Source organism: Bradyrhizobium sp. PSBB068 (assembly GCA_016839165.1).
In the GTDB taxonomy this organism is placed as follows: domain Bacteria; phylum Pseudomonadota; class Alphaproteobacteria; order Rhizobiales; family Xanthobacteraceae; genus Bradyrhizobium.
In genome coordinates this window covers 6287647-6311469 of sequence record CP069300.1, presented here as the reverse complement: position 1 = coordinate 6311469, position 23823 = coordinate 6287647, and the positions used below count along the sequence as shown (strand labels likewise).

21 protein-coding genes and 1 pseudogene are annotated in these 23823 nt (G+C 64.3%); 16 read left to right on the top strand and 6 right to left on the bottom strand.

Features of this window, described 5'->3' with window-relative positions; all coding sequences use genetic code 11:
• Positions 1-51: 51 nt before the first annotated feature.
• Genes gspG through JQ507_29385 form a run of 8 tightly spaced genes read left to right on the top strand, consistent with a single transcriptional unit; the run spans position 52 to position 5291 of the window.
• Positions 52-531: a type II secretion system major pseudopilin GspG gene (gene gspG, locus JQ507_29420; protein QRI68962.1), complete on the top strand. Its 480-nt coding sequence runs from the start codon at positions 52-54 to the stop codon at positions 529-531.
• 15 nt (positions 532-546) lie between these two features.
• Complete coding sequence (locus tag JQ507_29415) at positions 547-1011, top strand: type II secretion system protein (GenBank protein ID QRI68961.1); 465 nt, start codon at positions 547-549, stop codon at positions 1009-1011.
• A 4-nt stretch (positions 1012-1015) separates the two neighbouring features.
• Positions 1016-1396, top strand: coding sequence for a prepilin-type N-terminal cleavage/methylation domain-containing protein (locus tag JQ507_29410; GenBank protein ID QRI68960.1), 381 nt, complete (start codon positions 1016-1018; stop codon positions 1394-1396).
• Positions 1393-2100: a type II secretion system protein gene (locus JQ507_29405; protein QRI68959.1), complete on the top strand. Its 708-nt coding sequence runs from the start codon at positions 1393-1395 to the stop codon at positions 2098-2100. The genes JQ507_29410 and JQ507_29405 overlap by 4 nt, the downstream gene beginning before the upstream one ends.
• The gene (locus JQ507_29400) at positions 2100-3014 is read left to right on the top strand and encodes a general secretion pathway protein GspK (protein ID QRI68958.1); all 915 of its coding nucleotides are present in this window, start codon (positions 2100-2102) and stop codon (positions 3012-3014) included. The genes JQ507_29405 and JQ507_29400 overlap by 1 nt, the downstream gene beginning before the upstream one ends.
• Positions 3014-4087, top strand: a complete 1074-nt coding sequence (locus JQ507_29395; protein ID QRI68957.1) for a PilN domain-containing protein — start codon at positions 3014-3016, stop codon at positions 4085-4087. Before JQ507_29400 ends, JQ507_29395 begins: the two co-directional genes overlap by 1 nt.
• 41 nt (positions 4088-4128) lie before the next feature.
• On the top strand, positions 4129-4647 hold the full coding sequence (locus tag JQ507_29390; GenBank protein QRI73569.1) for a type II secretion system protein M: 519 nt from the start codon (positions 4129-4131) through the stop codon (positions 4645-4647).
• Positions 4644-5291, top strand: coding sequence for a hypothetical protein (locus JQ507_29385; GenBank protein QRI68956.1), 648 nt, complete (start codon positions 4644-4646; stop codon positions 5289-5291). The genes JQ507_29390 and JQ507_29385 overlap by 4 nt, the downstream gene beginning before the upstream one ends.
• 119 nt (positions 5292-5410) lie before the next feature.
• On the opposite strand, the gene JQ507_29380 is transcribed toward JQ507_29385, so the two are convergent.
• A complete protein-coding gene (locus tag JQ507_29380; GenBank protein QRI68955.1) occupies positions 5411-5902 on the bottom strand; it encodes a prepilin peptidase in 492 nt (163 codons plus the stop codon).
• 244 nt (positions 5903-6146) lie between these two features.
• On the opposite strand from JQ507_29380, the gene JQ507_29375 reads away from it, so the two are divergent.
• From JQ507_29375 to JQ507_29360, 4 genes and pseudogenes are all read left to right on the top strand, one after another.
• The gene (locus tag JQ507_29375; protein ID QRI68954.1) at positions 6147-6932 is read left to right on the top strand and encodes an EfeM/EfeO family lipoprotein; all 786 of its coding nucleotides are present in this window, start codon (positions 6147-6149) and stop codon (positions 6930-6932) included.
• Positions 6929-8305 (top strand): hypothetical protein, encoded by a 1377-nt coding sequence (locus JQ507_29370; protein QRI68953.1) that lies wholly within the window; start codon positions 6929-6931, stop codon positions 8303-8305. The genes JQ507_29375 and JQ507_29370 overlap by 4 nt, the downstream gene beginning before the upstream one ends.
• A 212-nt stretch (positions 8306-8517) precedes the next feature.
• Positions 8518-10575 carry a phosphoesterase gene (locus tag JQ507_29365; protein QRI73568.1) on the top strand — a complete coding sequence of 686 codons (2058 nt, stop codon included), beginning with the start codon at positions 8518-8520 and terminating at the stop codon, positions 10573-10575.
• A gap of 25 nt (positions 10576-10600) precedes the next feature.
• Positions 10601-11382: pseudogene (locus JQ507_29360) on the top strand (hypothetical protein).
• Between the two features lie 11 nt (positions 11383-11393).
• Here JQ507_29360 and JQ507_29355 read toward each other — a convergent pair.
• Positions 11394-12824, bottom strand: a complete 1431-nt coding sequence (locus tag JQ507_29355; protein QRI68952.1) for a hypothetical protein — start codon at positions 12822-12824, stop codon at positions 11394-11396.
• A gap of 307 nt (positions 12825-13131) precedes the next feature.
• On the opposite strand from JQ507_29355, the gene JQ507_29350 reads away from it, so the two are divergent.
• A complete protein-coding gene (locus JQ507_29350) occupies positions 13132-14901 on the top strand; it encodes a phosphoesterase (protein QRI68951.1) in 1770 nt (589 codons plus the stop codon).
• A 70-nt stretch (positions 14902-14971) separates the two neighbouring features.
• On the opposite strand, the gene JQ507_29345 is transcribed toward JQ507_29350, so the two are convergent.
• Positions 14972-18478: a hypothetical protein gene (locus tag JQ507_29345; GenBank protein ID QRI68950.1), complete on the bottom strand. Its 3507-nt coding sequence runs from the start codon at positions 18476-18478 to the stop codon at positions 14972-14974.
• Between JQ507_29345 and JQ507_29340 the strand changes: the two genes are divergently transcribed.
• The 3 genes from JQ507_29340 (at position 18477) to JQ507_29330 (ending at position 20533) form a co-directional block, all read left to right on the top strand.
• Complete coding sequence (locus JQ507_29340; protein QRI68949.1) at positions 18477-18773, top strand: hypothetical protein; 297 nt, start codon at positions 18477-18479, stop codon at positions 18771-18773. The two genes, JQ507_29345 and JQ507_29340, sit on opposite strands and share 2 nt — an antisense overlap.
• Before the next feature lie 59 nt (positions 18774-18832).
• Positions 18833-19591, top strand: coding sequence for a FecR domain-containing protein (locus JQ507_29335; GenBank protein ID QRI68948.1), 759 nt, complete (start codon positions 18833-18835; stop codon positions 19589-19591).
• Positions 19592-19666: 75 nt separating this feature from the next.
• A complete protein-coding gene (locus JQ507_29330) occupies positions 19667-20533 on the top strand; it encodes a tetratricopeptide repeat protein (protein ID QRI68947.1) in 867 nt (288 codons plus the stop codon).
• Positions 20534-20705: 172 nt separating this feature from the next.
• On the opposite strand, the gene JQ507_29325 is transcribed toward JQ507_29330, so the two are convergent.
• The 3 genes from JQ507_29325 to JQ507_29315 are packed head-to-tail and all read right to left on the bottom strand — an operon-like array spanning position 20706 to position 23823.
• Positions 20706-21572, bottom strand: a complete 867-nt coding sequence (locus tag JQ507_29325) for an HlyD family secretion protein (GenBank protein QRI68946.1) — start codon at positions 21570-21572, stop codon at positions 20706-20708.
• Positions 21569-21775, bottom strand: a complete 207-nt coding sequence (locus JQ507_29320) for a DUF1656 domain-containing protein (GenBank protein QRI68945.1) — start codon at positions 21773-21775, stop codon at positions 21569-21571. The genes JQ507_29325 and JQ507_29320 overlap by 4 nt, the downstream gene beginning before the upstream one ends.
• Positions 21772-23823, bottom strand: a complete 2052-nt coding sequence (locus tag JQ507_29315) for an FUSC family protein (protein QRI68944.1) — start codon at positions 23821-23823, stop codon at positions 21772-21774. The genes JQ507_29320 and JQ507_29315 overlap by 4 nt, the downstream gene beginning before the upstream one ends.

Below are 23823 nucleotides of genomic sequence, written 5' to 3'. Positions count from 1 at the left end.
CAGAGGTCATCGGTCATGATATCGCGCAACAGCATCATCGAAACTTTTTCCATGCGAGCGGGATACGGTCGCGCGCGGTCGCAAACGCCGCGGCGTTCGGGCGAGGCGGGCTTCACCCTGGTCGAGATGCTGGTGGTGATCGCAATCATCGGCCTCATCATGGGGCTGATCGGCCCACGGGTCCTCAATTATCTCAGCGAGTCCAAGGTCAAGACCGCGCGCATTCAGCTGCAGAGCTTCTCCAGCGCGCTCGATTTGTTCTATCTCGATGCCGGGCGCTTCCCGTCCACGGCGGAGGGGCTCGCCGCACTGGTGCGGCGCACGCCGGGGGTCGCCGCCTGGAACGGCCCGTATCTCAAGGGCGGCAACGTCCCGAACGATCCCTGGAATCACCCCTACGTCTATCGTTCGCCCGGCGAGCACGGTCCTTATGACATCGTCTCCTATGGCGCCGACGGTCAGGAGGGCGGCAGTGGCACCTCGGCCGATATCTCGCTCGAGAAGAGCACGGCCGCCAACAACGACCAGTAAGGATGCACGGCGCGCATGAATGACGCGATGCAACGCGGCTTTACCCTGCTCGAGATGGTGTGCGTGCTCGCCATCATCGCGCTGCTGGCGGCCGTGCTGCTTCCGTTCATTCCGCACCAGACGTCGCGGTCGCGCCTGCAGGCCTATGCGCTGCAGACCGCGACGCTGCTGAAGGCCGACCGGAATGCCGCCATCGAGCGCAGCACCAGCGTTGCGACCCTGGTCGATGCACCAAGCCGCGTGATCCATTCGGGGGCGTCGCGCATTACCGTGCGGATCCCCGATGACGTGCGGTTCGATGCCGTGCTGCCGCAGAGCTGTCAGCGCCGCGCGGCCCTGTCGACCATCCGCTTCTTCGCCAATGGCGGGTCCTGCGGCGGCTCCATCGCGCTGACGCGGCTCGATGCCGGATATGAGGTTCGCGTCAACTGGCTCACCGGAAGGGTTGAAATCGTTGCGCGCGACGTCGCCACCAACTAACCGCATGGAAGCGGGGTTCACCATCATCGAGGTGCTGGTGGCGCTGGCGCTGGTGGCTGTCTCGATCGTTGCGATCGGCGCCGTCATGGGCGTCAAGATGCGCGGGGTGCGGGCCATGGAACAGCACGTGGCGCTGATGCAGGCAGTGCGGACGTTGATGACGGTCGGCATTCCGCCGCGCGCCGAATTGCAGTCGGGCACGTCGACGGGACAGGCGGAGGGGTACCGCTGGACCATCGAGGTCAGTCCGCTCGGCGGCGACTGGAAAGTCCCTGATGGCAACGCGCCCTGGGCCCCGGAGCTGGTGCGAATTCGCGTCAAATCGCCGGGCGGTGCGCTGTCCGACATCCGCACCGTGCGCCTGATGCCGAGGTCTGCGGAATGATCCGGGCAGGGACAGCACAGCGAACCAGTGAGCGCGGCTTCACGCTGATCGAGATGATCGTCGCGCTGGCGCTGATGGGGCTGTTGCTGTCGGCGCTCGCCGGCATCACCGGGGAATGGCTGCCGAGCTGGAACAGGGGACTCGACCGGATCCAGCGCAGCGAACTGATCGGGATCGCGCTGGAGCGGATCGGCGCCGATCTCGCCGCGGCGGAATTCGTTGCCGCCAACCGCGATACCCGCAAGCCGCTGTTCGACGGATCGGAGCTGTCCGTGACCTTCGTGCGCACCTCGCTGGGGCCGAATGCGGGCCCGGGGCTCGACGTGGTGCGCCTTGGCGAGGTCAGGGATCGCGGCGAGTTCGTCACGGTCCGGTCGCAGGCGCGGTTCACGCCGCTGGCCGACGGGGTGTCGCTGTCGGAGCAGGTGCATCTCGGCAGCCCCGTGGTGCTGCTGCGTGCGCCCTATCGGCTGTCCTTTGCCTATGCCGGTGCCGACCGGGCCTGGAAGAACGCGTGGAAGGATGCCGAGCGGCTGCCGGCGATGATCCGGCTGACCGTGCGTGACGCGGCGAGCCAGCGCGTGTTGTCGGTCTCGACCATCGCGCCGGTCCATGTCCAAATCCCGAGCGACTGCACCAAGCCGGACGGCAATTGCGGCGACAAGGGCAGCTCCAATGTTCCGACCGATCAGGGGAAGACGTGATGAACGCGCCCGGCAACAGCAGCCGATCGCCGGCCGACCGCGGCTTCGTCATCGTCGCGGTGCTCTGGATCCTGCTGGCGTTGTCGTCGCTGGCGATCATCTTCTCGGCCTATCTTGCCGCATCGGCGCGGGCGCTGGCGGCGAGCGACATCTCGCTGCAGACCGAGGCGCTGGTGTCGGCCGGGCTCGAGCTCACCGCCTATCAGCTGACGCTCACGGATGAGAAGACGCGGCCGCAGCACGGCGCGTTTCAGTTCGGGCTGGACGATGCCAGCGTCGGTGTCACCTTCACGTCGGAAGCCGGCCGCGTTGACCTGAACTACGCATCGAAGGAGATGCTGGTCGGCCTCTTCGTCGTGCTCGGCGCAAGCAAGGATGCAGCCGGCGAATATGCCGACCGGATCGTCGGCTGGCGGACCCGGCCAACGCCGGGCAGCGAGAATGTCGAGGTCGCGCGCTACAACGCGCTGGGCTATTCGCCGCGGCAGGGGCTGTTCACCCATGTCAACGAGCTGGCGTTGGTCGCCGGTATCCCCGAAGCCTTTGTCGATCGCGTGCTGCCGTTCGTGACGGTGTTCAACGGCAGTCCGGATGTCGATCCGAAAATCGCCGCGCCGGAAGTCGCCCTGGCCGTGAACAAGGCATCGGGGAAGGATCAGGACGGCTTCGGGTCGGCTGCGCCGTCGCCGAACGGGACCGTCGCGGGAGCGCAGGCCCCGAGCCCGCAAAGTGCGGCCTCGACTGCGCAGAGCCCCTGCTACCGGATCGCAATCTCTATCCGCTTCCGCAATGGTCACCGCACCACGTCCGAAGCGGTGGTCGCACTCGGCGACAAGGCCGAGCCTTATCGTGTGTTGTCCTGGCAGAACGATCTTGAACCGAGAAGCCCGGTTCTGTTGCGCGGGAGAGGATGATGGCAATGCTTGCCGAAGCACGGCAATGGTTCGAGCAATGGATCGGCGCGGTCGCGACGGCCGTTGACGGCGTGGCGGGCAGGTTCATGCACCGGCGCAGCGTCGAACTCGACGAGAATGCCGACGGCACGTTCACCGCCCGCCTCGCGGCGTCGAAGGACGGCTCGCCTTTGACGCCGGCATCGTTCCGGCTCGATCATGATGCGCCGCAGCCGCCGTTGTCGGCGGACTGGAAGGCGGCGCTCGATGGCAGCCGCATCGAGGTGCGATTGCGATCGGATCAAATCGTCAGCCGCGTGCTCGATTTCCCGAGCCAGGCGGCCGACTTCCTTGACGGGATGATCCGCGCGCAGGTCGATCGGCTGACGCCATGGACCGCCGCCGATGCGGTCTTCGGCTGGGGTTCGCCGCAGCCGGTCGCCAACGATCGTATCGAAGTTGCGTTCAGCGCCACCGCGGCGGCCAAGGTCGATCCGTTGCTCCGGCTGGCCGGGATGCTCGGCGCCGCCTCCGTTGCGGTCACGGCGCCGGCAGTCGGCAGCGATGGCACGCCGCAGCAGGTGACGTTGCTCGACCGGTCGCTGCGCGGCCTTGCTGGCCCCACGGTTCCGCGCCTGCTGCGCATCGCCCTGGTTTCGACGGCTGCCGCGGCCGCGGCCTGCCTGCTGCTCAACATCTATGTCGGCGGATGGCTGCAATCCGAGCAGGAGGATTTGCAGCACCGGATCTCGCAGCGCCGTGCCGCGCTGCGTCTCGATGCCAATGGCGATACGTCCGGCCTCGGCCTCCTGGCCAAGCGCAAGCAGACGACGCCGTCGAGCGTCATGGTCCTGGAAGCGATCTCGCGCGTGCTGCCCGACACCACCTATGTGACGGAGCTTCGCATCGAGGGCAACAAGGTGCAGGTGGTGGGACTGACCCAGGATGCGCCGTCCCTGATCCGGCTGCTGGAGCAGTCACCGCAATTCACCCGCGCGACGTTTTTCGCGCCGACGACGCGGGCCGCGAATGAATCGGCGGAGCGATTCCACGTCGAGGCCAACATATCAGCCTATTTTGGGTCCGGCTCATGAGCGCAGCTTCCCGATCGCTGACCGCGGTCAGCACCTCGCCACTGGTCGCCACCGCGAGCTATCTCGGCCTTTTCGTGCTGCTGCTCTTTGTCGTCATCTCTTCGCTCTCGGACCTCATCGGCCTGCGCAGCGATGTTGCGGCGTCGGCCGGGATGCTGGAGCAACTGGAGGGGCGATCCAGGGCGAAGACTGCGCCCGGCGAGGCCGCCATGCCGACCGGTTCGGCCTATCTCGAAGGGGCGACGGTCACGGTTGCCGGCGCCACCTTGCTGCAACGGGTGTCGGGTGCGGTGATCAAGGCCGGCGGCAACGTGCTGTCGACGCAGCTCGACGTTCCCAACGCGCCGGCCAAGGCCGGCTTCATCAGCATGGTGGCAAGCAGCGAAATCGAGCAGGCGCAATTGCAGCAGGTGCTCTACGATCTCGAAGCCGGCATGCCGTTCCTGTTCATCGACCAGCTGGTGGTGCAACCGGTCGCCGACGAAGCCGCCAAGGGCGGCGATCCCGGCAAGCTGCGCGTGCTGCTCGGTGTGTCCGGACAATGGCGAGGAGCCAAATGATGCGACGCCATGCTGCGATCATCGTGCTGCTCGCGATGTCGGCTCATGCCGCGCCGGCCGCGGTGCCGGACCGGTCCGGCGATGCGCTGGATGCCGGCCTGCTCGACGAGACCCGTCTCGGGGGACCGGTGTTGAATTCACCGCCGCCCTCCGAATCGGTGACGTCGGTTCGGGTCGCCCCGTCGCCGGCGGCGACGCCGCGGCCGCTCAGTGCTAATCCGTTGTGGGGCATTCCGCTGACGACGCTGTCCAACACCCGCGACCGCCCGGTGTTCTCGCCGTCGCGACGGCCTCCGCCCGCCGTCGTTGCGGAACCCGAGGTCAGCAAGCCCGCGCCGCCACCACCGCGCAGGATCGCGACCGAGCCGCCGCCGCTGTCGCTGGTCGGCACGATCTCGGGAGATGATGAAAGCTTCGGGATCTTTCTCGATCAATCGAACAAGACCGCGCTGCGCCTGAAGATCGGCGACGACTTCCAGGGATGGAAGCTGCGAACCATCAAGGGGCGCGGAGCCACTATGGAGAAAGACGAACATGGGGCCGTGCTCACATTGCCCCAACCCGGCAGCGATGAGGGCGGCGAAGCCCGCCTCGTTCCGGTCAGCACCGAGCGGAAGCCGTTGGCCGCGCGGCGCCAGATGTAAGGGCACGTCCCGCAGGAGCCAAAGCATGATCCGGAAAAGTGCGAAGCGGTTTTCCGAAAAGATCGTGCTCAAACAAAGGTCTAAAGCGCGATAATGATTCAACCAAATCTCATCGCGCTTTAGTTCAGCGCAAGCCAGTTCTGAAGTGCCGGCGTCAGCAGAAGTCCGAGCGCAAGAAACGGGCCGAACGGGATCGATGTCTGGCGTTTCATCTGGTGTCCCGCGAGCTGCATGCCGCCGGCAACACCAAGTGCCGCGAGCGCCGCGATCAGCAGCAGGGTCGGAATCCCCGACGCGCCGACCCAGATCGATGCGGCGGCAAGAAACTTGACGTCGCCAAGTCCCAGGCCGTCCACGCGCCGCAAGGCGAAGTAGAGTCGCTGCAACAGCCAGAACACGATGCCGACGAGGGTGGCGATCGCCATCGCAGTGAAGGCGGCTGTTGCACTTTCAGTGACGACGACGTTCGCAAGCCCGAGTGCTGCGATCGCAAGATTGAGCCAGTCGGGAATGATGCCGTGGCGAAGATCGATCAGCGCGACGCCGCAGCAGAGCACGCAAAGCGTGCCGTAGGATGCAATGAAATAAAGCGCTTCGTGATCGATCTGCATGGTGACGGGACAAGTGTGACGCGTGAACACATTGTGTTGCAACAACTTGCGTGGGTTGAACAGTCCATTTTCAATTGATCAGCAGCCGCGTGATCCGCTTGCGGGATTGTGAACGTCATCGGCGATGACGAAACAGAAAAGATGCGACAAAAAGTCTGCGCTGTCACAAATCCGCATAGGATACCGACAATAGTTCGCTCCGCTATGTGCCGCGAGCCCTTCGCGGCAGACGAGTGGGTTGACTATGTACAAGATGCGAGTGGCGGCGTGCCTGGTTTTGCTGGCAGCGTCGGCAGGCGTGCGTGCCGCGCGTGCAGGCACTCTCGAGGACGGTGCCGAGCGTTATCGGCCGTATCTGATCGAGGGCGTCGGCAGCGCGCTGGCGGGCGCGCGTGCGCTGCGTGAACGCGCCGCGGCTGCGGATGTGCCCGGTGCAAGGAAAGCCTGGTTGTCGGCGCGCGCCGGCTGGGAGCGCTCGGAGGTGTTCACCGCGGGCTTCGTGCCCGAGCTCGATGCACAGATCGACGCCTGGCCGAACGCGGACAGCGGGTTTCACGCCATCGAGGCCAAGCTGTTCGGTGCTGCCAGCACCGACGTTGCGACCGATGCGACGGGCCTCGTCGAGCATTTGAATGATCTTCACGGCAAGCTCAAGGACATCAAGCTGACGCCGCAGGGCCTGCTGGACGGCACAGTGCGGCTCGCCTACGAAGTCGGCGAGAGCAAGGCCGATGGCGGCGAGTCGCGCATCAGCGGCACCTCGCTGGACGACATGCGCAACAACATCGCCGGCATCGACTTCGCCTATCACACGATCTTCTCCGCCGCGCTCAACACGGTGGACGGCAAGCTCGACGAGATGGTGACGAACCGCATCGAGCAACTGCAGGCGATCGTCGCCACGCCGGACCTGCCCCATGTCAACATCGCCGATCTGCGCCGCACCAGCGAGGAACTCGTGGTCGCGTTGCAGAGCGCCGCGGCCAAGCTCGGGCTGCAGCGCCCGACCCTGGAGGCGCAGGCGCGATGACATCGTTCCACCGGCAGCTGGGCGCGCTGCTCTCCGGCGTCATCGCTCTTGCGTTGCTCGGACGTGCCGCGGCGTTTCCGGTCGACGGCGACAAGACCGTGCTGCCGGTCGCGACCGAGCTGAACGAGGACGCGCTCGACAAGCCGCGCGAGGTGTTCCAGTCGGAGCGGACCGGAGCCAAGTCTTATCTGGTGAATCTCGGTGATCTGGCATTCAACTCGCCGGGGCTGCTCGGCGAGGTGGCGCGGCAGGCCGGCGTGAGCTGCGGCACCTGCCATGTCAACGGTGCGAACAACGCCAAGTTCTTCATGCCGAAGATGTCGAGCCGGCCGGGCACGTTCGACACCACCGGCCCGCTGTTCAATCCGAAGGCCAACAATCTGTCGTTCGATCCGGTGCGAATCCCGAGCCTGCGCGGCGCGCGCTACCTCGCGCCCTACGGCGCCGACGGCCGCTTCGCTTCGCTGCGCGACTTCGTCCACAACGTCATCACCAATGAATTCGCCGGACCCGAGCCGTCGCCGGCCACGCTCGATGCGATCGTGGCCTATCTTCACGACATCGACTTCCTGCCCAATCCGAGTCTCGGTCCAGCCGGGCGGCTGGCCGGCAAGATCACCGACGCGGAGCGCCGCGGCGAAGCGCTGTTCGCAAAGCCGTTCCCGCACGATCCTGCGCTCAGCTGCGCGGGGTGCCACGTTCCGTCCTCCGGCTTCGTCGACCACCAGCAGCACGATGTCGGCTCGGGCGGATTGTTCAAGACGCCGACGCTGCGCAACGCCGACTTCAACGCGCCGTACTTCCACGACGGCCGCTTCGACAATTATGGCCAGGTGGTCGATCATTTCGACCGGACCTTTCAGCTCGACCTTTCGGCGCAAGACAAGGGCGACCTCGTCGCCTATCTCACGGCCGTCGGCGATGGCGTGCAGCCGTATGAACGCGATGGGGCCGGTGCGACGCTGAAGGAGATCAACGATTTCTCGACGGTGCTCGCGACCGCGATTCCCGCCGGCGACAAGGACATCGTCGCGCTGGCGGTCGATACGATCGGGCGCGAGCTGCGCGAATTGACCGAGCAATATCCCGATCGCAAGAATACCAGCGTGTCGGGCGGCGAGGAGCAGCGCGTGCTCGCGCGCAACGGGCTCAAGGAGCTCGTGCTGACGTTGCGCCGTATCGAGATGGCGGTTGCAGCGGGCCGCAACGCCGACGCCGCGACCGAGTTCAGGAATTATCGCAACCTGATGGCTGCGGCGGTACCTGCGTTGCTGGCCAGCGCCGAGCCGTGGTCGTTGTTCAATCAAGACGTGCATGACCAGCATTACGCCGCACTGCGCGAGGTGATGCGCTCCAGGCACATCTCGCACTGATCGACTTGTATCGTTGTGGATCTGCGCAACGCGCCGTTGCGTGAATTGCTTCGGCGTTTCTCGCTCTTCGGTTGAAGAGTTGTCTCCACAGAAAATCTTTCAACGTTTCGAAATTTCTCGCGCGCTTTCACGTTAGCGAAAAGCATGCGTCATACTGTCGCACTAAGCAATGGGTGTTGCTAACCGCAAACACCCTGAGGTCGACAATGAGTCTGAATTACAAAAAGCACTGGCGAACCAGCACCGCGCTCTCCATCGCGTCAACGGTGCTCGTCGCAACAGCCGCATATGCCGCTCACTACCCGGGCGGCCGCAGTGATTGGGACAGGCGTTCGCATCACAATCACAAGGTGCACGAAGAAGCCGATCGTGCGAAGCACGAAAACCATGAAAATCACGGTGACAAGGATCACGGCGACAAGGGCAAGACCGCGTCGCCGATCAAGCACGTCATCATTCTGATCGGCGAGAACCGCGGCCTCGATCACACCTTCGGTGTGTACAAGCCGAAGGGCAAGGGGCAGACCATCTCCAACCTGTTGTCGAAGGGCATCGTCAACGAGGATGGAACGCCGGGACCGAACTTCGCGCTGGCGCAGCAGGCCTCGGTCGCGGGTCAGCCTTCGTATTACATCGGCGCGCCCGCTATCTCGAAGTCGCCCTACAACGCGACCAACCTGATGCCGCAGCCGAACACCAACGGCACGCCGACCGCGCAGAGCGACACGTCGCCCCCGTTCAAGACGATTGCCGAGGCCAGCGTCGAAAAGGACATGGACCCGGCCGATCTCGACATCCTCACCACCGGCTTCAGCGGCCTGCCGACCGGTGTGCTGGATACCCGCGTGCCCGGCGCCGGCGGTCTGAACGGACCGTTCCCGCTGCAGGGTGAGCAGATCAGCGACGACGACTACACCGGCGACTCGACCCATCGCTTCTATCAGGATTGGCAGCAGGAAGACTGCAGCGCCGCCAACGCCACCAAGAAGAACAATTCGGGCTGCCTCAACGACCTGTTCCCGTTCGTGATGGCGACCTATTCGGCGTCGAACAAGAGCATGGCCAACTCGATGGGCTTCTACAACGCCCAGCAGGGACAGGCCCCGATCCTGAAGATGCTGGCCGATCGCTTCACCCTGAGCGACAACTTCCACCAATCGTTCCACGGCGGCACCGGCGCCAACCACTTCATGCTCGGCACCGGCGACGCGGCCTTCTGGAGCGACGGCAAGGGCAACCCGGTGACGCCGCCGTCCACCCTGATCGCCAATCCGAATCCGGTTTCGGGCTCGGTCAACCGCTACACCGTCGACGGCAACTGGAGCAACTGCTCGGATGTCTTCCAGCCCGGCGTGAAGCCGATCGTCACTTATCTCAACAATCTGCCCTACGCGGCGGAGCCGAACTGCAAGCCCAACCACTACTACATGCTCAACAACGTCAACCCGGGCTATCTGCCGAACGGCGCGCTGTCGGGCGGCAACAACGTTCCGCCGTCGTCGGTTCGCACGATCGGCGATGCGCTGATGGAGAAGAACATCTCCTGGGCGTTCTATGGTGGCGCGTTCAACGACGCCGTGGCGCTCTCCAATGCCGCGGTTGCCGCCAATCCGTCGAACCCCAACCTCAGCGCCGCTGCGGTCGCCGACCCGGCGCACGCGCTCGGTGTCGCCTACTGCCAGATCTGCAATCCGTTCCAGTATGCGACCTCGATCATGGCCAACCCGGCCGTGCGTCAGGCCCACTTGAAGGACACTGCCGATCTGATCACGGCGATCCACAACAACAAGCTGCCTGCGGTGTCGTTCGGCAAGCCGGACGGTCTGCTCGATGGTCATCCGCAAAGCTCGAAGGTTGACCTGTTCGAGGCCTATGTCCTGAACGTGCTCAGCGCGCTGGAGAACAACCCGGAGCTGAAGGCTGATACGGCGGTCTTCATCACCTGGGACGAAGCCGGCGGCTACTGGGACTCCGGTTACCAGCAGTCGATCGACTTCTTCGGCGACGGACCGCGGATTCCGACCCTGATCCTCTCGCCCTATTCGACGGGCGGCAAGGTCAACCACAATTATGCCGACCACGTTTCGCTTCTGAAGTTCATCGAACGCAACTGGGGCCTCCAGCCGCTCACGAACCGCAGCCGCGACAACCTGCCGAACCCGAGCTACGCGAAGAACAACGAGTATGTCCCGACCAACAGCCCGGCGCTCTCCGACCTGTTCGACGCGTTCGACTTCAGCAAGCCGGTGACGCTGTCCTACACCGAATGATCGGGCTCTCGTCCTGAACGAGGTCTTGAATCCATCCAAGGCCGGCGCCGATCGAACCATTGGTTCGGTCGGCGCCGTCATTTTCTGCCTGCCGATCAGCCGAACGACCGGGGATATGCGATGACTCGCGACGAGAACACGTACAAGGGGCGCAGCCGCGTGGCGGCCAGCCTGTTCGCGGTCGCCATCCTGGCCGCTGCGCCGATGCCCGCCACGGCGCAGCAATTCTCCGCTGACCTCGTCGCGCGGAAAGACGACAAGGCAACCGCGATGGGAACACTGCGTGTCTCGGGCGGAAAAGCGCGCATCGAGACCGTCGCGCTGCCCGACGGCTTCTTCCTGCTCGATGCGGCGAGGCCCACCGCCTATTTCGTCCGGCCGGCCGCGCACGTCTACATGGATGCGATGCAATCGAGCCCGCTCACCCGGCTGTTCGTGCCGGTCGATCCCGACGATCCGTGCCGACAATGGCTGGCGATGGCGCAGCTATCCGCGCCGGTCGATCTCGCGACGTGGCACTGCCGGCACGATGGACAGCAGGCCATCGCGGGGCGCGACACCGAACTCTATCGAATTGCCGGAGCGTCCGGACAAAGTTTCACAGGCTGGATCGACCGCGCGCGCGGCTTTCCAGTGCAGATCGAGACCGCGGATGGCACGGTAATATCAGCGGATCACATCCGGGACGAGCCGCAGCCGGCGCAAAGCTTCGACATTCCCGCGGGCCTGCGCAAGTTCGATCCGCAGGCGCTGATCCGCCGGATCCAGCAGAGCGACGTATGGGTCGAGCCGCCGGCCGCGCAGTGATGGGCTATGCGCTACTGTGATTGCCCGCTCGTGACCGGCAACATCCGGCCGAGCGCGGTGTAGTGGGCTTGATGCACGTTGCTGTTGAACAGCGACCACGGCTCGGCCTTCTTCAAGGCGACGGGAACGTCGAAATTCACAAGCTGGGCGAATCTGCGATACTCCGTCATCGCCTCGTCGATATGGCCGGCCGCAACTTCGAGGTCGATGCGGCGCAGCGTGAGGACGAGGTCTTTGAGGATCGCACGCGCCGCCAGCCGCTGGTCCTTGCCACCGATCGAGGTGTTCCTGATGTCGGGGATGTGCTCGGTCAATTCGCGCAGCTCGGCGCCGACCCCGGTCACGGCCAGCGACACTACCGCGGTATCGGCGGCCGGGATCGCGGCCTCGAGCACGCTCGAGAGCTCCAGCACTTCCTTCATCCGGAGCACGACGCCGTCCTTGTCGAACGGACGTTCGCCGTCGCCGACCGCATTCAGATAGGCCACAAGGTCCTGCACGTCCTGGGTCGACAGTTCGAGGTCGAACACACGGTCGAAATGCTCGACCACCTGCTCATACGTATCGTAGCGGCCGTCGTGGAAGTACGGTGCATTGAAATTGGCGTTCAGCAGGGTCGGGGTCTTCACCAGCCCGCCCGATCCGACGTCGTGACGCACCTGGTCGTTGAAAGTTCCCCCCGGAATGTGACAGCCGGCGCAGCTCAACTCGGCCTGCTTCGGGAACGGCTTGAAGAACAGCGCCTCGCCACGGTGCTCGGCCACGCTTGCCTGCGTGCCGAGCCTGCCGCCGGGCGCGATCTTCGGATTGGGGAGGAAGTCGATGTCGTTGATATAGGCGACGAGGCCGTCGAGAACCTGGTCGCTCGGCCGCGGCCCGGAAAACTCGTTGACGATGACATTATAGACGAACTCGCGCAACGAGGTGATGCGGCCGTCATGTCCATAGGGCGCGAGGAAGCGGGCGCCCCGCAGGCTCGGAATCCTGACCGGATCGAGGATGCTGTTGAACGTCTTCGCGTTGAAGACGAGGCTGGTCGTATCGAAGGTCCCGGGGCGCGAGGATACGCCCGGAACGAACAGCTTCGGGTTCGATGCGCCGTTGACGTGACAGGTGCCGCAGCTCATCTCGGCCTGACGGGCCTTGCCGCCGAGGATGGAGGGCGAGTTGAACGCGAGGTCGCCGAGATTGACCAGATAGGACTTTCGGCCGCCGATCGCCTCGGAATGAAAGAGTTCGCGTGGCCGCGCCAGCGCGTCCTCGGCAAATTCGGTGCCGGCCGGCAGCACGGTCTGGTCGCCGCCGAGCGGGAACGCCGTCGCGCGCAATGGCAGCAGGGCAACGACAAGCGCCAGCAACGCGATCCGCACCGGTCCGACGCCACGATCGCCAGATGCTGAACGACATTTTCCGGAGCCGGACGCCAGAATATCCCAAACCATCGCTAGAAAACGCCCCTTGTCACAATGCAAATGTGCCGCCCTGCGTCGGAAGATGTCACGGAGGTGACAGTTTCCTGTCGGCAGCATCAATGACCATCTGTTTGGATAGACGACTGTTGATTGCGGTTTGATGACGATCGATCAACGTCCCGCAGGCCGAGCTGTATGTGACGGAAAGAAAAATGATCGGCGCGCTTGCACCTTTTCACGCGTTTGCGCACGCGTCGAAAAACGGTCATCCCAGCGAAATGTGTTTTGCATAGCGTGTAGCTCCATTTCTATTTCTTTCTAAAATCAGGAGAGCACTATGCGGCTTTGGGGAGCCATTCCGGCGCTCGCAGTTGTTGCTGGCGCCGTTGCCATCTCACCGGCGGCAAACGCCGAGAATTTGGTCGAAAAGATCGTTGATGAATTCAAGCACGAGGTCAGCGACGAGCTGCGTGAGCTGCGCGACCGCGGCCATGAGGGCGTGCATCAGTACAAGCATATCGTCGTCATCTATCAGGAGAATCACAGTTTCGATAACCTGTACGGGCATTGGGGCGATGTCGGTCGTGACCACCTCAACGGCACCTCCGACGCCGATCAGGCCCACACGCTGCAGGTCCGGCAGGACAACCAGACCGTCTATGCCTGCCTGTTGCAGAATGACCTCAACCTGACCTCACCGTCGCCGCAGCCGACGACCTGCACCGACAATACGGGCTCGGTCGCAATCCTGAGCGCGTTCAAGAACAAGCCGTTCGAGATCAATGACTTCATCCCGACCTCGGCGACCACCTGCCCGAAGCCGCTCGGTGCCTTCGCGGCGCACGGCTTCCTCAACGGCACCGGCGCGCCCGGCGGCTGCACCGAGGATATCGTGCACCGCTTCTACAGCGAGCAGTACCAGCTCAACGGCGGCCGGCAGAACCGCTACGTGACCGGCAGCGACGCCTCGGGCCTGGTGATGGGCTATTACGACACCAAGAAGCTGCCGATCTACACCTATCTGCACAGCCACGGCGCGCCGAACTACGTCATCGCCGACAGCTTCTTCCAGGGCGCCTTCGGTGGGTCGTTCCTCAACCACCAATTCCTGGTCGCGGCCGCAGCGCCGCAATTCGTCGGTGCCTTGAACGACGGCAGCGCCAACGACTTCCACTCGATCGTCGATGCCAACGGCATGCCGACCAGCACGCCGCTCTACAAGCCGGCCTCCACCGTGAAGGACGCGCAACTGACGGCCAAGTGCAACCAGACCGGCCTGCCGGCCGGCCTCGCCTGCGGCGACTACGCGGTCAACACCACGCAGCCGACCTACCAGCCCTATTCGCCGGGCACGCCCGACATCAAGCGCCTGCCGCCGCTGCATACGCCGAACATCGGCGATCGGCTGTCGGCCAAGCATGTTGACTGGGCATGGTATTCGGGCGGTTGGTCGAACGCCAATGGTGATGTCGGCGCGTCCGGCTGGACCAACGGCAACGGCACCACCTGCACCGATCCGAACCATAACTCGAATGCGGTGTTCCCGAACTGCCCCGACGTGGACTTCCAGTACCACCACCAGGCGCTGAACTACTTCGCCAACTATGCGCCGGGAACGCAGGCCCGCAGGGATCACCTGAAGGACGAGGCGGAGTTCATCCAGGCGGCCAAGACCGGGCGGCTGAAGCAGGTCAGCTTCATCAAGCCGATCGGCGAGGAGAACGAGCACCCCGGCTACACCAGCGAATCCGAGGGCAGCCAGCACCTGGTCGATCTCGTCAAGGCGATCGTCGAAGGGCCTGACGGCAAGAACACGCTGATCGTCATCACCTATGACGAATTCGGTGGACAGTGGGACCACGTCCCGCCGCCGCCGTACAACCGTCATGGCGCCGAAGCCAAGGCTGCGGATCAGTGGGGCCCCGGCACCCGCATTCCGGCACTGCTGATCGCCAAGCGCTTCAACAAGTCGGGCGTCGCGCATGAGGACTTCGACACCACGTCGATCCTCAGGCTGCTCGAGAAGCGCTTCGACCTCGAGCCGCTGGTGACACGTCCGGTGCGCAGCCTCTCGGCGGCGCTGAAGGCCGGCGAAGGCTGGCATTGATACGAGAGATCATCCTGGCCCGCGCCAACAATCTAGCGCGGGCCAGGACCTTCACCAGGCTTCAGGGCCTTTACAGGATCAGATCGTGCTGCACATGCGTGACAGGATCTGAAATGATATTGGCGGTCATCGCAGCGTCTTCCGGACTCGGCGCGAATGGCGAGGCGTGTGTCCCGGTGCCGGCGGCCTGGATGTCAACCTGAAGGCTGGTCGTGGCGGAATGGCCGCCCTTGTCGACGGCAGATACATCGAACAGAAGATCCGTGCTCGGAATGCTCGTCTTCTCGTCGTAGGTGATGTTGTTGACCGTGAAGGTGGGGTGGCCAGCTTCCGCTCGATCATAGTCGATCTGGACCTGAGTGAATGCCTTTCCGACGTAGAGCGTGTACGCCTGCGTCGCGTTGTTGAAGGTGAAGGTATCGATCAGTGACGTGTTCGACGTTTCCTGTACCACGATGCCGGCGCAGCCGCTGCCTGGTTTGGGAACGCAGATGCTGAAGTCGTGAACGCAGGTGCTGCCGTCGAGTACCTTGAAAGTCAGAGTTGCAGTGCCGCAACCCTGCCAGTGAGCGAGAGTAAAATCGACCTGCGATTGCTTCTCGGTGAATGCGAGATTCAGCCGCTCGCCGGGATCGATTTGCTGGCCGCAATCGCCGACCGCGATGCCGTCGCTCGATGCTTTGACATCGAGGGGATGACCAGCGCAGTCGGACCCGGTGATGACGAGTTGTGCGTCCGGAGCCGTGAGTTCCATCGAGCCGCCGTCCGAGGCGCCGAAATCGGAGCCTGTCACGGTGACATCCTTCAACTGCTCGACCTTCTCGAAATTAAAGCAATAGGTGCCGTTCGGATTGATCAGGAGTGCAAAGAGCGGATCGCTGAGCTCACCGCCTGAATCCGTACGGTAGGCGTCCAGTTCGACGCCGCCGCTGACCGCATGGGTCGAATAGTAGAAAGTGTAGTCATCGCAATGTCCGGTGACATGCACCGAGGTGACACTATCGCCGAGGCTAGAGGTCGCGAGGTCATATCCCGTGCTGCCGACCTCGCCGTTGTGGATGGCGACGTGCATTGCGGCATCACCATCTGCGCCGAAATTGACATCGTAGGTGCCGGTCGCGGCCTGATCGTCGTGAGCGGCGATGACGGTCACCGGGAAGCCACCAATTGTCGGACTGTCTTCCCTAATCGACAGCTGCTTACCGAGATCAATACTCGCGCTCTGGAAGTTGCCGTCCTTGTCCGTGATGGTCGCGATCAAGCCTATGGTTCCGGCAGTCAGCGACACGGTTTCATTGTCGTCCGGGTCGGTGCCGCGCGGCTGCGTCACTGCCCGATACTCGGTGAAGGTCACAAGCCCCGTGGCTGGATCGAGCGTGATGGTAAAAGCCAGTGTGCCGGTCGTCGTGCCGACATGGCCCTCGATGGCGTTGCCGTTCAGCACCAGCACGTCGGCGCAACCGGTGTGCGAATCGATCAGGCCCGACGCAGCGCCGTTGCCGCCGGTGATCGTCAGTGCGTAACTGATGGTCGCGCCATCCGCGCCCTGAACCGAGCTGAATGCCCTGGAAAAGTCGGCTGACGTAGTGGTCAGGAGCGCATCCGGCGCGGACCCGGCAATGTTATCGTCGAGTGTCGTCGCAGTCAGATGCGTCTCGCTCAATGTCAGAGATGGAGTTGTGCCGCTCGCCTTGATGCTCGGACCGTCGTCCGTGATCGTGAGCTGCTTGCCAAGATCAATGCTCGCGCTCCGGAAGTCTGCGTCCTTGTCCGTGATCGTCGCCACCAGGCTTATGAGACCGGCGTCCAGCGCCAGAGCTTCTCCGCTGTCCGGATTGGGACCGAGCGGGTGCACTACCGCGCGGTACTCGGTGAAGGTCACCCGTCCGGTGATCGGATCCACCGCGATGGTGAACGCCAGCGTGCCGGTGGCCGTACCGACATGGCCCTCGATGGTATTGCCATTCAGAACCAACAAGTCGGCGAGGCCGGTGTGGGAGTCGATCAGGCCCGACGCGGTACCGTTGCCGCCCGTGATCGTCAGCGCATAGCTGATCGTCGCACCATCCGCGCCTTGGACCGAGGTGAATGCCGTCGAGAAGTCGGCAGAGGTCGTCGTCAGCGTCGCATTGGGCGCAGAGCCGGCGATGTTGTCGTCCAGCAGCGTTGCCGTCAGATGCGCCTCACTCAGCGTCAGCGAGGGGACTGTTCCGCTTGCGCTGATGCTCGGATCGTCTTCGACGATGACCAATCTGCTGCCGAGATCGAGGGTCACATCCTGCGAGATGCCAGCCTTCGTCACGGTTGCAATCAGGGTTACGATCCCGGTCGCCAGTGACACGGCTTCGTTGTCGTCGGTGTTGGTGCCAGGCGGCGCCATCGCCGACCGGTACTCGGTGAAGGTCACGAGCCCCGTGGCCGGGGCGAGCGTGATGGTGAATGCCAGCGTCCCGTCAGCCGCGCCGACGTGGCCTTCGACGGTGTCACCGTTCAGAACCAGGACGTCGGCGAGGCCGGTGTGCGAGTCGATCAGCCCTGAAGCCACGCCGTTGCCGCCGGTGATCGACAGCCCGTAGCTGACCGCCGCGCCCGCCGCGTCCTGTGCGCTGGCGAACCTCACCGAGAAGTCTCCTGTAATCGTGGTCAGCGCGACGTTCGGTACGGAGCCAGCGATGTTGTCGTCCAGCGCCGTCGCGGTCAGATGCGTCGCGCTCAACGTCAGCGACGGTACCGTTCCGAACGTCAGCTTGGGCGGCGTCGGTGGCGGCTTGAAAGTAATGATGAACTGGGGGACGACCGTCGGCAGCGGTCCGAGCTGATACGGCGTCTGCGAAGGGTCAGGCTCGGTGAAATTGATCGGTTGCAGCAGCGGCGAACCTTGGTAGGTGGGTGCGCTGGAGCCTTTTGATCCCGTTCCTCTCTCCAGATTGGCGAGCGTCTCCTGTTGCGCGTCGCGCAATTCCTCCATGTGAGCAGGGCTGTTCGTGAGGTGGTTCACGCTGACCGAAGACCCTCGCTTGGTCAGGATGATCGTCTCTCCGGGGTCGTCGACGATGATGTGCCGGGGGATCGCCTCCTTGGTCACCAGCTCGAACACGCCGTGGTGGAGGTCCTTGTAGCCGATGGTGTCGTCGTCCAGCAGCGTGACGTCCGGCTCCGCAGCCCGCGCGTTGTCCAGGAGCGCGAAGGTCAGCACGGCGAATGTCAGCATGCCGAGGCCGCTGGCCCTGACGGTGCCAACAGGCGTCTCCGCCGTCAGCACGCCTGCCCCCGTCAGCCTGCTGCCAATGATCCGGAAGAAGCTTCTGGCTTTCGCGAACAGGCCCGAGCCGCCACCGGGGTCCTGCGCGAAATCGCCCAGCTCCAACCGGGTGCCGGGCGGCAGCCTGAGCAGCGTGCCGTCGATCAAGCGGATCTCGACCTGTCCGCCGGTCGCGACCTCGATGACGTCACCCCGGCGAACGGGATCGCCGGCCACGACCTGCACGGCAATGCCGCGCGCACGCGCGATGGTGCCGCAGCCGATCGCCGTCTGAACAGTGCCGATCACCCGGGGCTGCTGACCTGAAACGGCCATGCACGCGTTCCCGGGCATTACGCCGGAAGCGACCAATATTGGCATTTTCGCCCGCTCAACAGCTCAGGCGGAAGGTGGTGCCGCAGTTTTTTCGTCTGGCTTGCTTTCGTCGCGAGGAAAAAAACCTCGCACCGGCAGCCATAGGCTTGCCCGCCGAAACGTCCTGATTGAAACCAAATACGGTAGTGAAAATCGAATTCCAGCACTGCGAGAACCGACCGCGAAAACAGCAGAACAGCTGTCTCTTATCGCGGGGGTGCAGCCCCACTGGATTTATAGTATAATTATCGAGTAAATTGTCCATATATTAATTTTTATTCGAATTGCGTCAGGCCTTTAGGCCTGGTTGCAGCAATGCGTTTGGCACTCAAGGTCCTGCGGTCTCGGCCCGGCGGTTCGGATCTCCATCGCGCCGCGACACGACAAGATCTTCTCGAAAGGGAGGGGATCGTGCGCATCCATTTGGTTATTCACTTGCTCGCAAGCTTCGTCTTCGCCGTTACGCTCGCAACCTTCATGCCGGTCCAGGTGCAGGCGCAAGCCGGGCCGGCCCAACCCGCGGTCGACAATTCCTCAGCGAAGTCGATCGGGAAGGTCGTGACGGCCACCGGTTCGGTCACGATCGAACATGCGAGCGCGGTCGTCGTTCAGGCCGCGCTGTCCGATCAATTGCCCCAGGCGAAGGTTGGCGACCCCGTCTATATGGGCGACACGGTACAGACCGGAGCCGATGGACGGGTCGGGATCAACTTCACCGATGGCACCTCGTTCAATCTGTCGAGCAACGCCAAGATGGTCATGACCGAGTTTGTGTACGACCCGAACGGAAAATCGAACTCGACCCTGTTCAAGCTGGCCAATGGAACGTTCACCTTCGTGGCCGGCAACATCGCGAAGACCGGCGACATGAAGATCGACACCCCCGCCGCGACGATGGGAATTCGAGGCACCACGCCGCGTATCGAAATTTCCGACGATGGAACGGTGAGGTTCGCGACGCTCGTCGAAGAGGGCAAGAGCAAGCTGCTCAGGAAGCCCGCGACACGCGTGACGCCGCAGTCCGAGCCGAACACCTACCACAGGTTCAATCCGAACATTTGTCGCGGATGCTAGGCGGGCAGGGCGTTGGTCTTGAGCGGCTACTCACGGACATCGGTGACGCTGCGTCGTCAAAAACCGGAGCCCGACATGAAGCCTCGTGCAGGCTCCTGTGGGAGTCGCGGCCTGTCGGCGGTCTTCATCCTGCTGTTGCTCGTAACGCCGGCGGGCGCGCAGAACGCGAAGCAAAGGGGCAGCTACCTGCGCAATATCGAGCTGTGCAGCGGTCTCGATCACACGCCGGCCGACGCGCGCATCGGTGCGTGCACGGCGCTGATCGATGCAGGCGAGGACATGACACAGGCCGGCCTCGCGATCGCCTACAACAACCGCGGCAACGCCTACGCCACCAAGGAAGACTATGACCGCGCCATCCGGGATTTTGATCGATCCATCGAGCTCAATCCAACCTACAGCAAGCCGTTCAACAACCGCGGCGTAGCCTATGTCAGGAAGCACCAATACGATGGCGCGACCGACGCGTTCGATCGCGCCATCAAGCTCAACCCGAACTACGGCGAAGCCTTTGCCAACCGCGCCGGTGCCTATCTGAAAAGGAACGAATATGCCCGCGCGGTGCAGGATTACGATCAGGCCATTCGCCTCGATCCGAACCTTGACGGTGTATGGAGCGGACGCTGCTGGAGCCGGGCCATTCTTGGCGCGTTGCAGGAGGCGCTGGAAGACTGCAACAAGGCGTTGCAATCGGGGGCGGCCAATGCTGCGACCTACGACTCGCGCGGCCTGGTCTATCTGAAGACAGGCGAGCTTGGCGCGGCGATCGACGATTACAGCTCCGCGCTTCGCATCGATCCAAGGCTCGCAAGCGCGCTCTATGGACGCGGGCTGGCGAAGCTGAAGCAGGGCGACAAGGCCGGCGGCAATATCGACATCGCGGCGGCCAAGGCGATCCAGGGCAGCATCGCCGACGATTTCACGCGCTATGGCGTGCAATAGGCGAGCCGAGCCGATCCCGCGCGAAGCAAGCGCGGGCGAACCGGGGTCTGGTCGCTCCAGCTGAAGCGGGATGAGTATTGGTTGAATCGGCTTGGCGTCGTCTTGCTTCACCTCTCCCAAGGGAGAGGTGAAGCTTCGACGCCGTCCCAGCTCAACCTAATCTCATCAGGCTCTAGTCGGTGATCTCGACCGTCGCCGAGCGGCCGGCGACCAGCGCGATGCGATCCGGCAGATGGTCCAGCGCGATCCGCACCGGGACCCGCTGTGCGAGTCGAACCCAGCTGAAGGTCGGATTGACGTTGGCGAGCAGGTTCGCGCCTTGCCCGCGGTCGCGATCCTCGATCCCCGCCGCGATGCTCTCGACGTGCCCGGTGAGCCGGACCGGCTCGCCCATCAGCCTTATCTGCGCCTTGTCGCCGACGCGAATGCGCGCCAGCTTGGTCTCCTCGAAATAGCCTTCCACATGCAGCGTATCGCTGTCGACCAGCGCCATCACGCCCTTGCCCGCGGTGACGTAGGCGCCGGGCCGCAGGTCCATGTTGGTGATGGTGCCGTTCACGGAGGCGTGCACCTCGCTGCGATCGAGATTGAGCTGGGCGACGGCGCGATCGGCGACCGCCTGGTCATAGGCGGCCTTGGCTTGCAGCTGCGTGGCCAGCACCTGTTCCTGCTTCTGCTGCGACACCGCATCGGTGGTCAGCGAATTGTAGCGCCTGAGATCGGATTCGGCCTGATCCAGCGTGGCGCGATGACCGGCGACCGCCGCGTCGGCCTGCTGCAACGCCAGCGCAAAGCGCGCGCGATCGATCCGGAACAGGATATCGCCGCGGTGCACCTGCTGATTGTCCTTGACCAGCACGTCGGTGACGAAACCGGATACGTCGGGAGCGACCTGAACCACGTCGGCGCGGACCCTGCCGTCGCGGGTCCACGGCAACTCCATGTAGTAGACCCAGAGCGCGCGACCGACGGCCAGCGCGGCGACAAGCGCGATCGCGGTCAACGCGACCCGGCCGAGCCAGGCGAAATTCCCCTTCATGGCAGAAACTCCGAAAGATAAACGACGCCGCCGAGCAGGCAGACATACAGTGCGAAATTGAACAGCGCGCGATGCCAGACCAGCCGGTAGAGGCCGAAGCGGCGCATGATCCGGCTCACCAGCACGCTCAGCGCATAGGCAATGACGAGCCACAGCAGCAGCGCGGGGACCAGAACTCCGTAGATGTCGAGCTCATATCTCATGCCGCAAAACTCTCCTCGGGCTGCGATCGGTAGGCGGGCGCATCCGGAAACAGGCCGCGGCGGATGCCGACGAGGCCGAGCAACGCATCGTCCCGCGCGCGCTCATTGGGATCCTTGACGACCGCGGTCACCGCCGCGTCGATGCATGACAGCAGCTCGGCCGGTAGCGCCTGGTCCGCATGGGCGCGAAACGCCGCCGCGAGGTCATCCAGCATGTGGTCGATGGCGCGCACGGTCGATGCGGCGAGGCCGTAGCGGGCGCGCCTGAGATCGATGATGTTGAGCCCGATGCGCAACTGGACCAGGCTGTCGGTATCGCGGCGGTCGCTTTCGGAGATGAAGGCGATGCGCTGCACCAACAGCCCGAGCCGATGCAGCATCAGGCCGGCAAACTGCGCGCGATCGCCGCGGCCGCGCCGCTCGGCCGCGACCGCCAGCGTCTGCCAGCTCGACGTCGTCAGCCGCTTGGCGATCCATTCGGCGCCGACGCCGCGCGCGATCCGCGTCACGATCTCCGCGATGACGACGCCGAGGAAGAAGGCGACCGACGTGTTGGCGAAGCTGGCAAAGTCCGCGGTGTAGGTCGATTGCAGCGCCAGCAGCGTCGCGGTGTTGGCGGCGAGCGCCATGCCGATCGGCGAGGTTTTCGGCCGCGCGATCAGGAAGCCGTACAGCAGGAAGGTCGGCGCCAGCGCGGCGATCAGAACCTCGACATGGGAGATGCCCGGCACCAGCGCGAACTGATAGATCGCGACCACGACGATCGCGACCAGCGAGAACAGGCCGAAGGCCCGGATGCTGCGTGCCGGCTCGTCCTGCGCGGCGAAGAAGGAGCAGGCGACCGCCGCCATCATCGGCGCCGAGGCGCCATCGGCCCAGCCGGTGGCGATCCACACGCCGCAGCAGATCAGGATGGCCACCGCGGTCCCCGCGGCCGACCACAGCGCCATGCCGTGGTCGCGATGACGAACCGGCGCCGCTCCCGACTCCGGATGGAACGCGAGCTGGACGGTCGAGATATCCCGGCCCGCGGCGATCGCATCGGCCACCGCGCGGCAGTCGGCCGAGATGTCGATGAGGTCGCGCAACCGCAGCAGCAGGCTGATCGTGAGGATGCGTTCCCGCGGCGCGAGGCCGTCGAGCGCAGACAGCCGCGCGGTGACCGTCGCGCGGATCTGTTCGCCGGATTGCCGCTGGCGATCCTCGTCCACGATCCATGCGGCGACGTCGCCGATCAGGCGCTGGAGTTCCGGTTGCCGTTGCAGCGCCATCTTGCCGAGCGCGGCGAGCCGGTCTTCGATCGACGTGGCAATCGGCAGCAGCATCAGCATGCGCAGCCGGACCTCGGCGAGACCGCGCACGGTGCCGGTGTCGGCCAGCCGGTCATAGGCGAGATGGGTCGCCAGCGTATCGATCTCGACGATGTCGGTCGCGAGGCGGAGGCGTTGGGCCCGGCGCGTCTCGCTGGTGCCGTGATCGAGCAGCACGTCGCGGGACAGGCGGCGGGCATCCGACAGCCAGCTCCTGACGCGACCGCCCACCGCCGGCGCGACGCTGCGCGGAAACACCACGGTCGACACCAGGCTTGCGCAGATGATGCCGAGCGAGATTTCCTCGACCCGCGCCAGCGCGATATCGAAAATGCTTCCCGGCTCGGCGACGGACGGAAAGCCGATCAATGCGACGGTGTATCCGCCCAGCATGAAGACATAGCTGCGCGGCGTTCCGTCGAGCAGCGACAGATAGAGACAGAGCCCGACCCACAGCGCGATGGCAAGGCAGAGCAGCTCGGGCGCGTTGACGAGGTTCGGCACCATCGCCACCGTGACGGTGGCGCCGATCAACGTTCCGATCACGCGGAAGAACGCCTTCGAGCTGGTCGCGCCGGCCAGCGGCTGCGACGTGATGTAAACCGTCGCCATCGCCCAATAGGGGCGCGGCAGATCGATCGCCAATGCGATGACGAGCGCCAGCATCGACGCGGCGAACGTCTTCAACGCGAAGATGAGGTCCGCGTGGCGGACCAGGAACGGCTCTTCCGCGCGCAT

Bases quoted from the DNA above. Each gene is read 5' to 3' on its own strand.
- gspG (QRI68962.1), top strand. From the start codon at position 52: ATGCGAGCGGGATACGGTCGCGCGCGGTCGCAAACGCCGCGGCGTTCG.
- JQ507_29415 (QRI68961.1), top strand. From the start codon at position 547: ATGAATGACGCGATGCAACGCGGCTTTACCCTGCTCGAGATGGTGTGC.
- JQ507_29410 (QRI68960.1), top strand. From the start codon at position 1,016: ATGGAAGCGGGGTTCACCATCATCGAGGTGCTGGTGGCGCTGGCGCTG.
- JQ507_29405 (QRI68959.1), top strand. From the start codon at position 1,393: ATGATCCGGGCAGGGACAGCACAGCGAACCAGTGAGCGCGGCTTCACG.
- JQ507_29400 (QRI68958.1), top strand. From the start codon at position 2,100: ATGAACGCGCCCGGCAACAGCAGCCGATCGCCGGCCGACCGCGGCTTC.
- JQ507_29395 (QRI68957.1), top strand. From the start codon at position 3,014: ATGGCAATGCTTGCCGAAGCACGGCAATGGTTCGAGCAATGGATCGGC.
- JQ507_29385 (QRI68956.1), top strand. From the start codon at position 4,644: ATGATGCGACGCCATGCTGCGATCATCGTGCTGCTCGCGATGTCGGCT.
- JQ507_29380 (QRI68955.1), bottom strand. From the start codon at position 5,902: ATGCAGATCGATCACGAAGCGCTTTATTTCATTGCATCCTACGGCACG.
- JQ507_29375 (QRI68954.1), top strand. From the start codon at position 6,147: ATGTACAAGATGCGAGTGGCGGCGTGCCTGGTTTTGCTGGCAGCGTCG.
- JQ507_29370 (QRI68953.1), top strand. From the start codon at position 6,929: ATGACATCGTTCCACCGGCAGCTGGGCGCGCTGCTCTCCGGCGTCATC.
- JQ507_29355 (QRI68952.1), bottom strand. From the start codon at position 12,824: ATGGTTTGGGATATTCTGGCGTCCGGCTCCGGAAAATGTCGTTCAGCA.
- JQ507_29350 (QRI68951.1), top strand. From the start codon at position 13,132: ATGCGGCTTTGGGGAGCCATTCCGGCGCTCGCAGTTGTTGCTGGCGCC.
- JQ507_29340 (QRI68949.1), top strand. From the start codon at position 18,477: ATGCACGCGTTCCCGGGCATTACGCCGGAAGCGACCAATATTGGCATT.
- JQ507_29345 (QRI68950.1), bottom strand. From the start codon at position 18,478: ATGGCCGTTTCAGGTCAGCAGCCCCGGGTGATCGGCACTGTTCAGACG.
- JQ507_29335 (QRI68948.1), top strand. From the start codon at position 18,833: ATGCGTTTGGCACTCAAGGTCCTGCGGTCTCGGCCCGGCGGTTCGGAT.
- JQ507_29330 (QRI68947.1), top strand. From the start codon at position 19,667: ATGAAGCCTCGTGCAGGCTCCTGTGGGAGTCGCGGCCTGTCGGCGGTC.
- JQ507_29325 (QRI68946.1), bottom strand. From the start codon at position 21,572: ATGAAGGGGAATTTCGCCTGGCTCGGCCGGGTCGCGTTGACCGCGATC.
- JQ507_29320 (QRI68945.1), bottom strand. From the start codon at position 21,775: ATGAGATATGAGCTCGACATCTACGGAGTTCTGGTCCCCGCGCTGCTG.
- JQ507_29315 (QRI68944.1), bottom strand. From the start codon at position 23,823: ATGCGCGCGGAAGAGCCGTTCCTGGTCCGCCACGCGGACCTCATCTTC.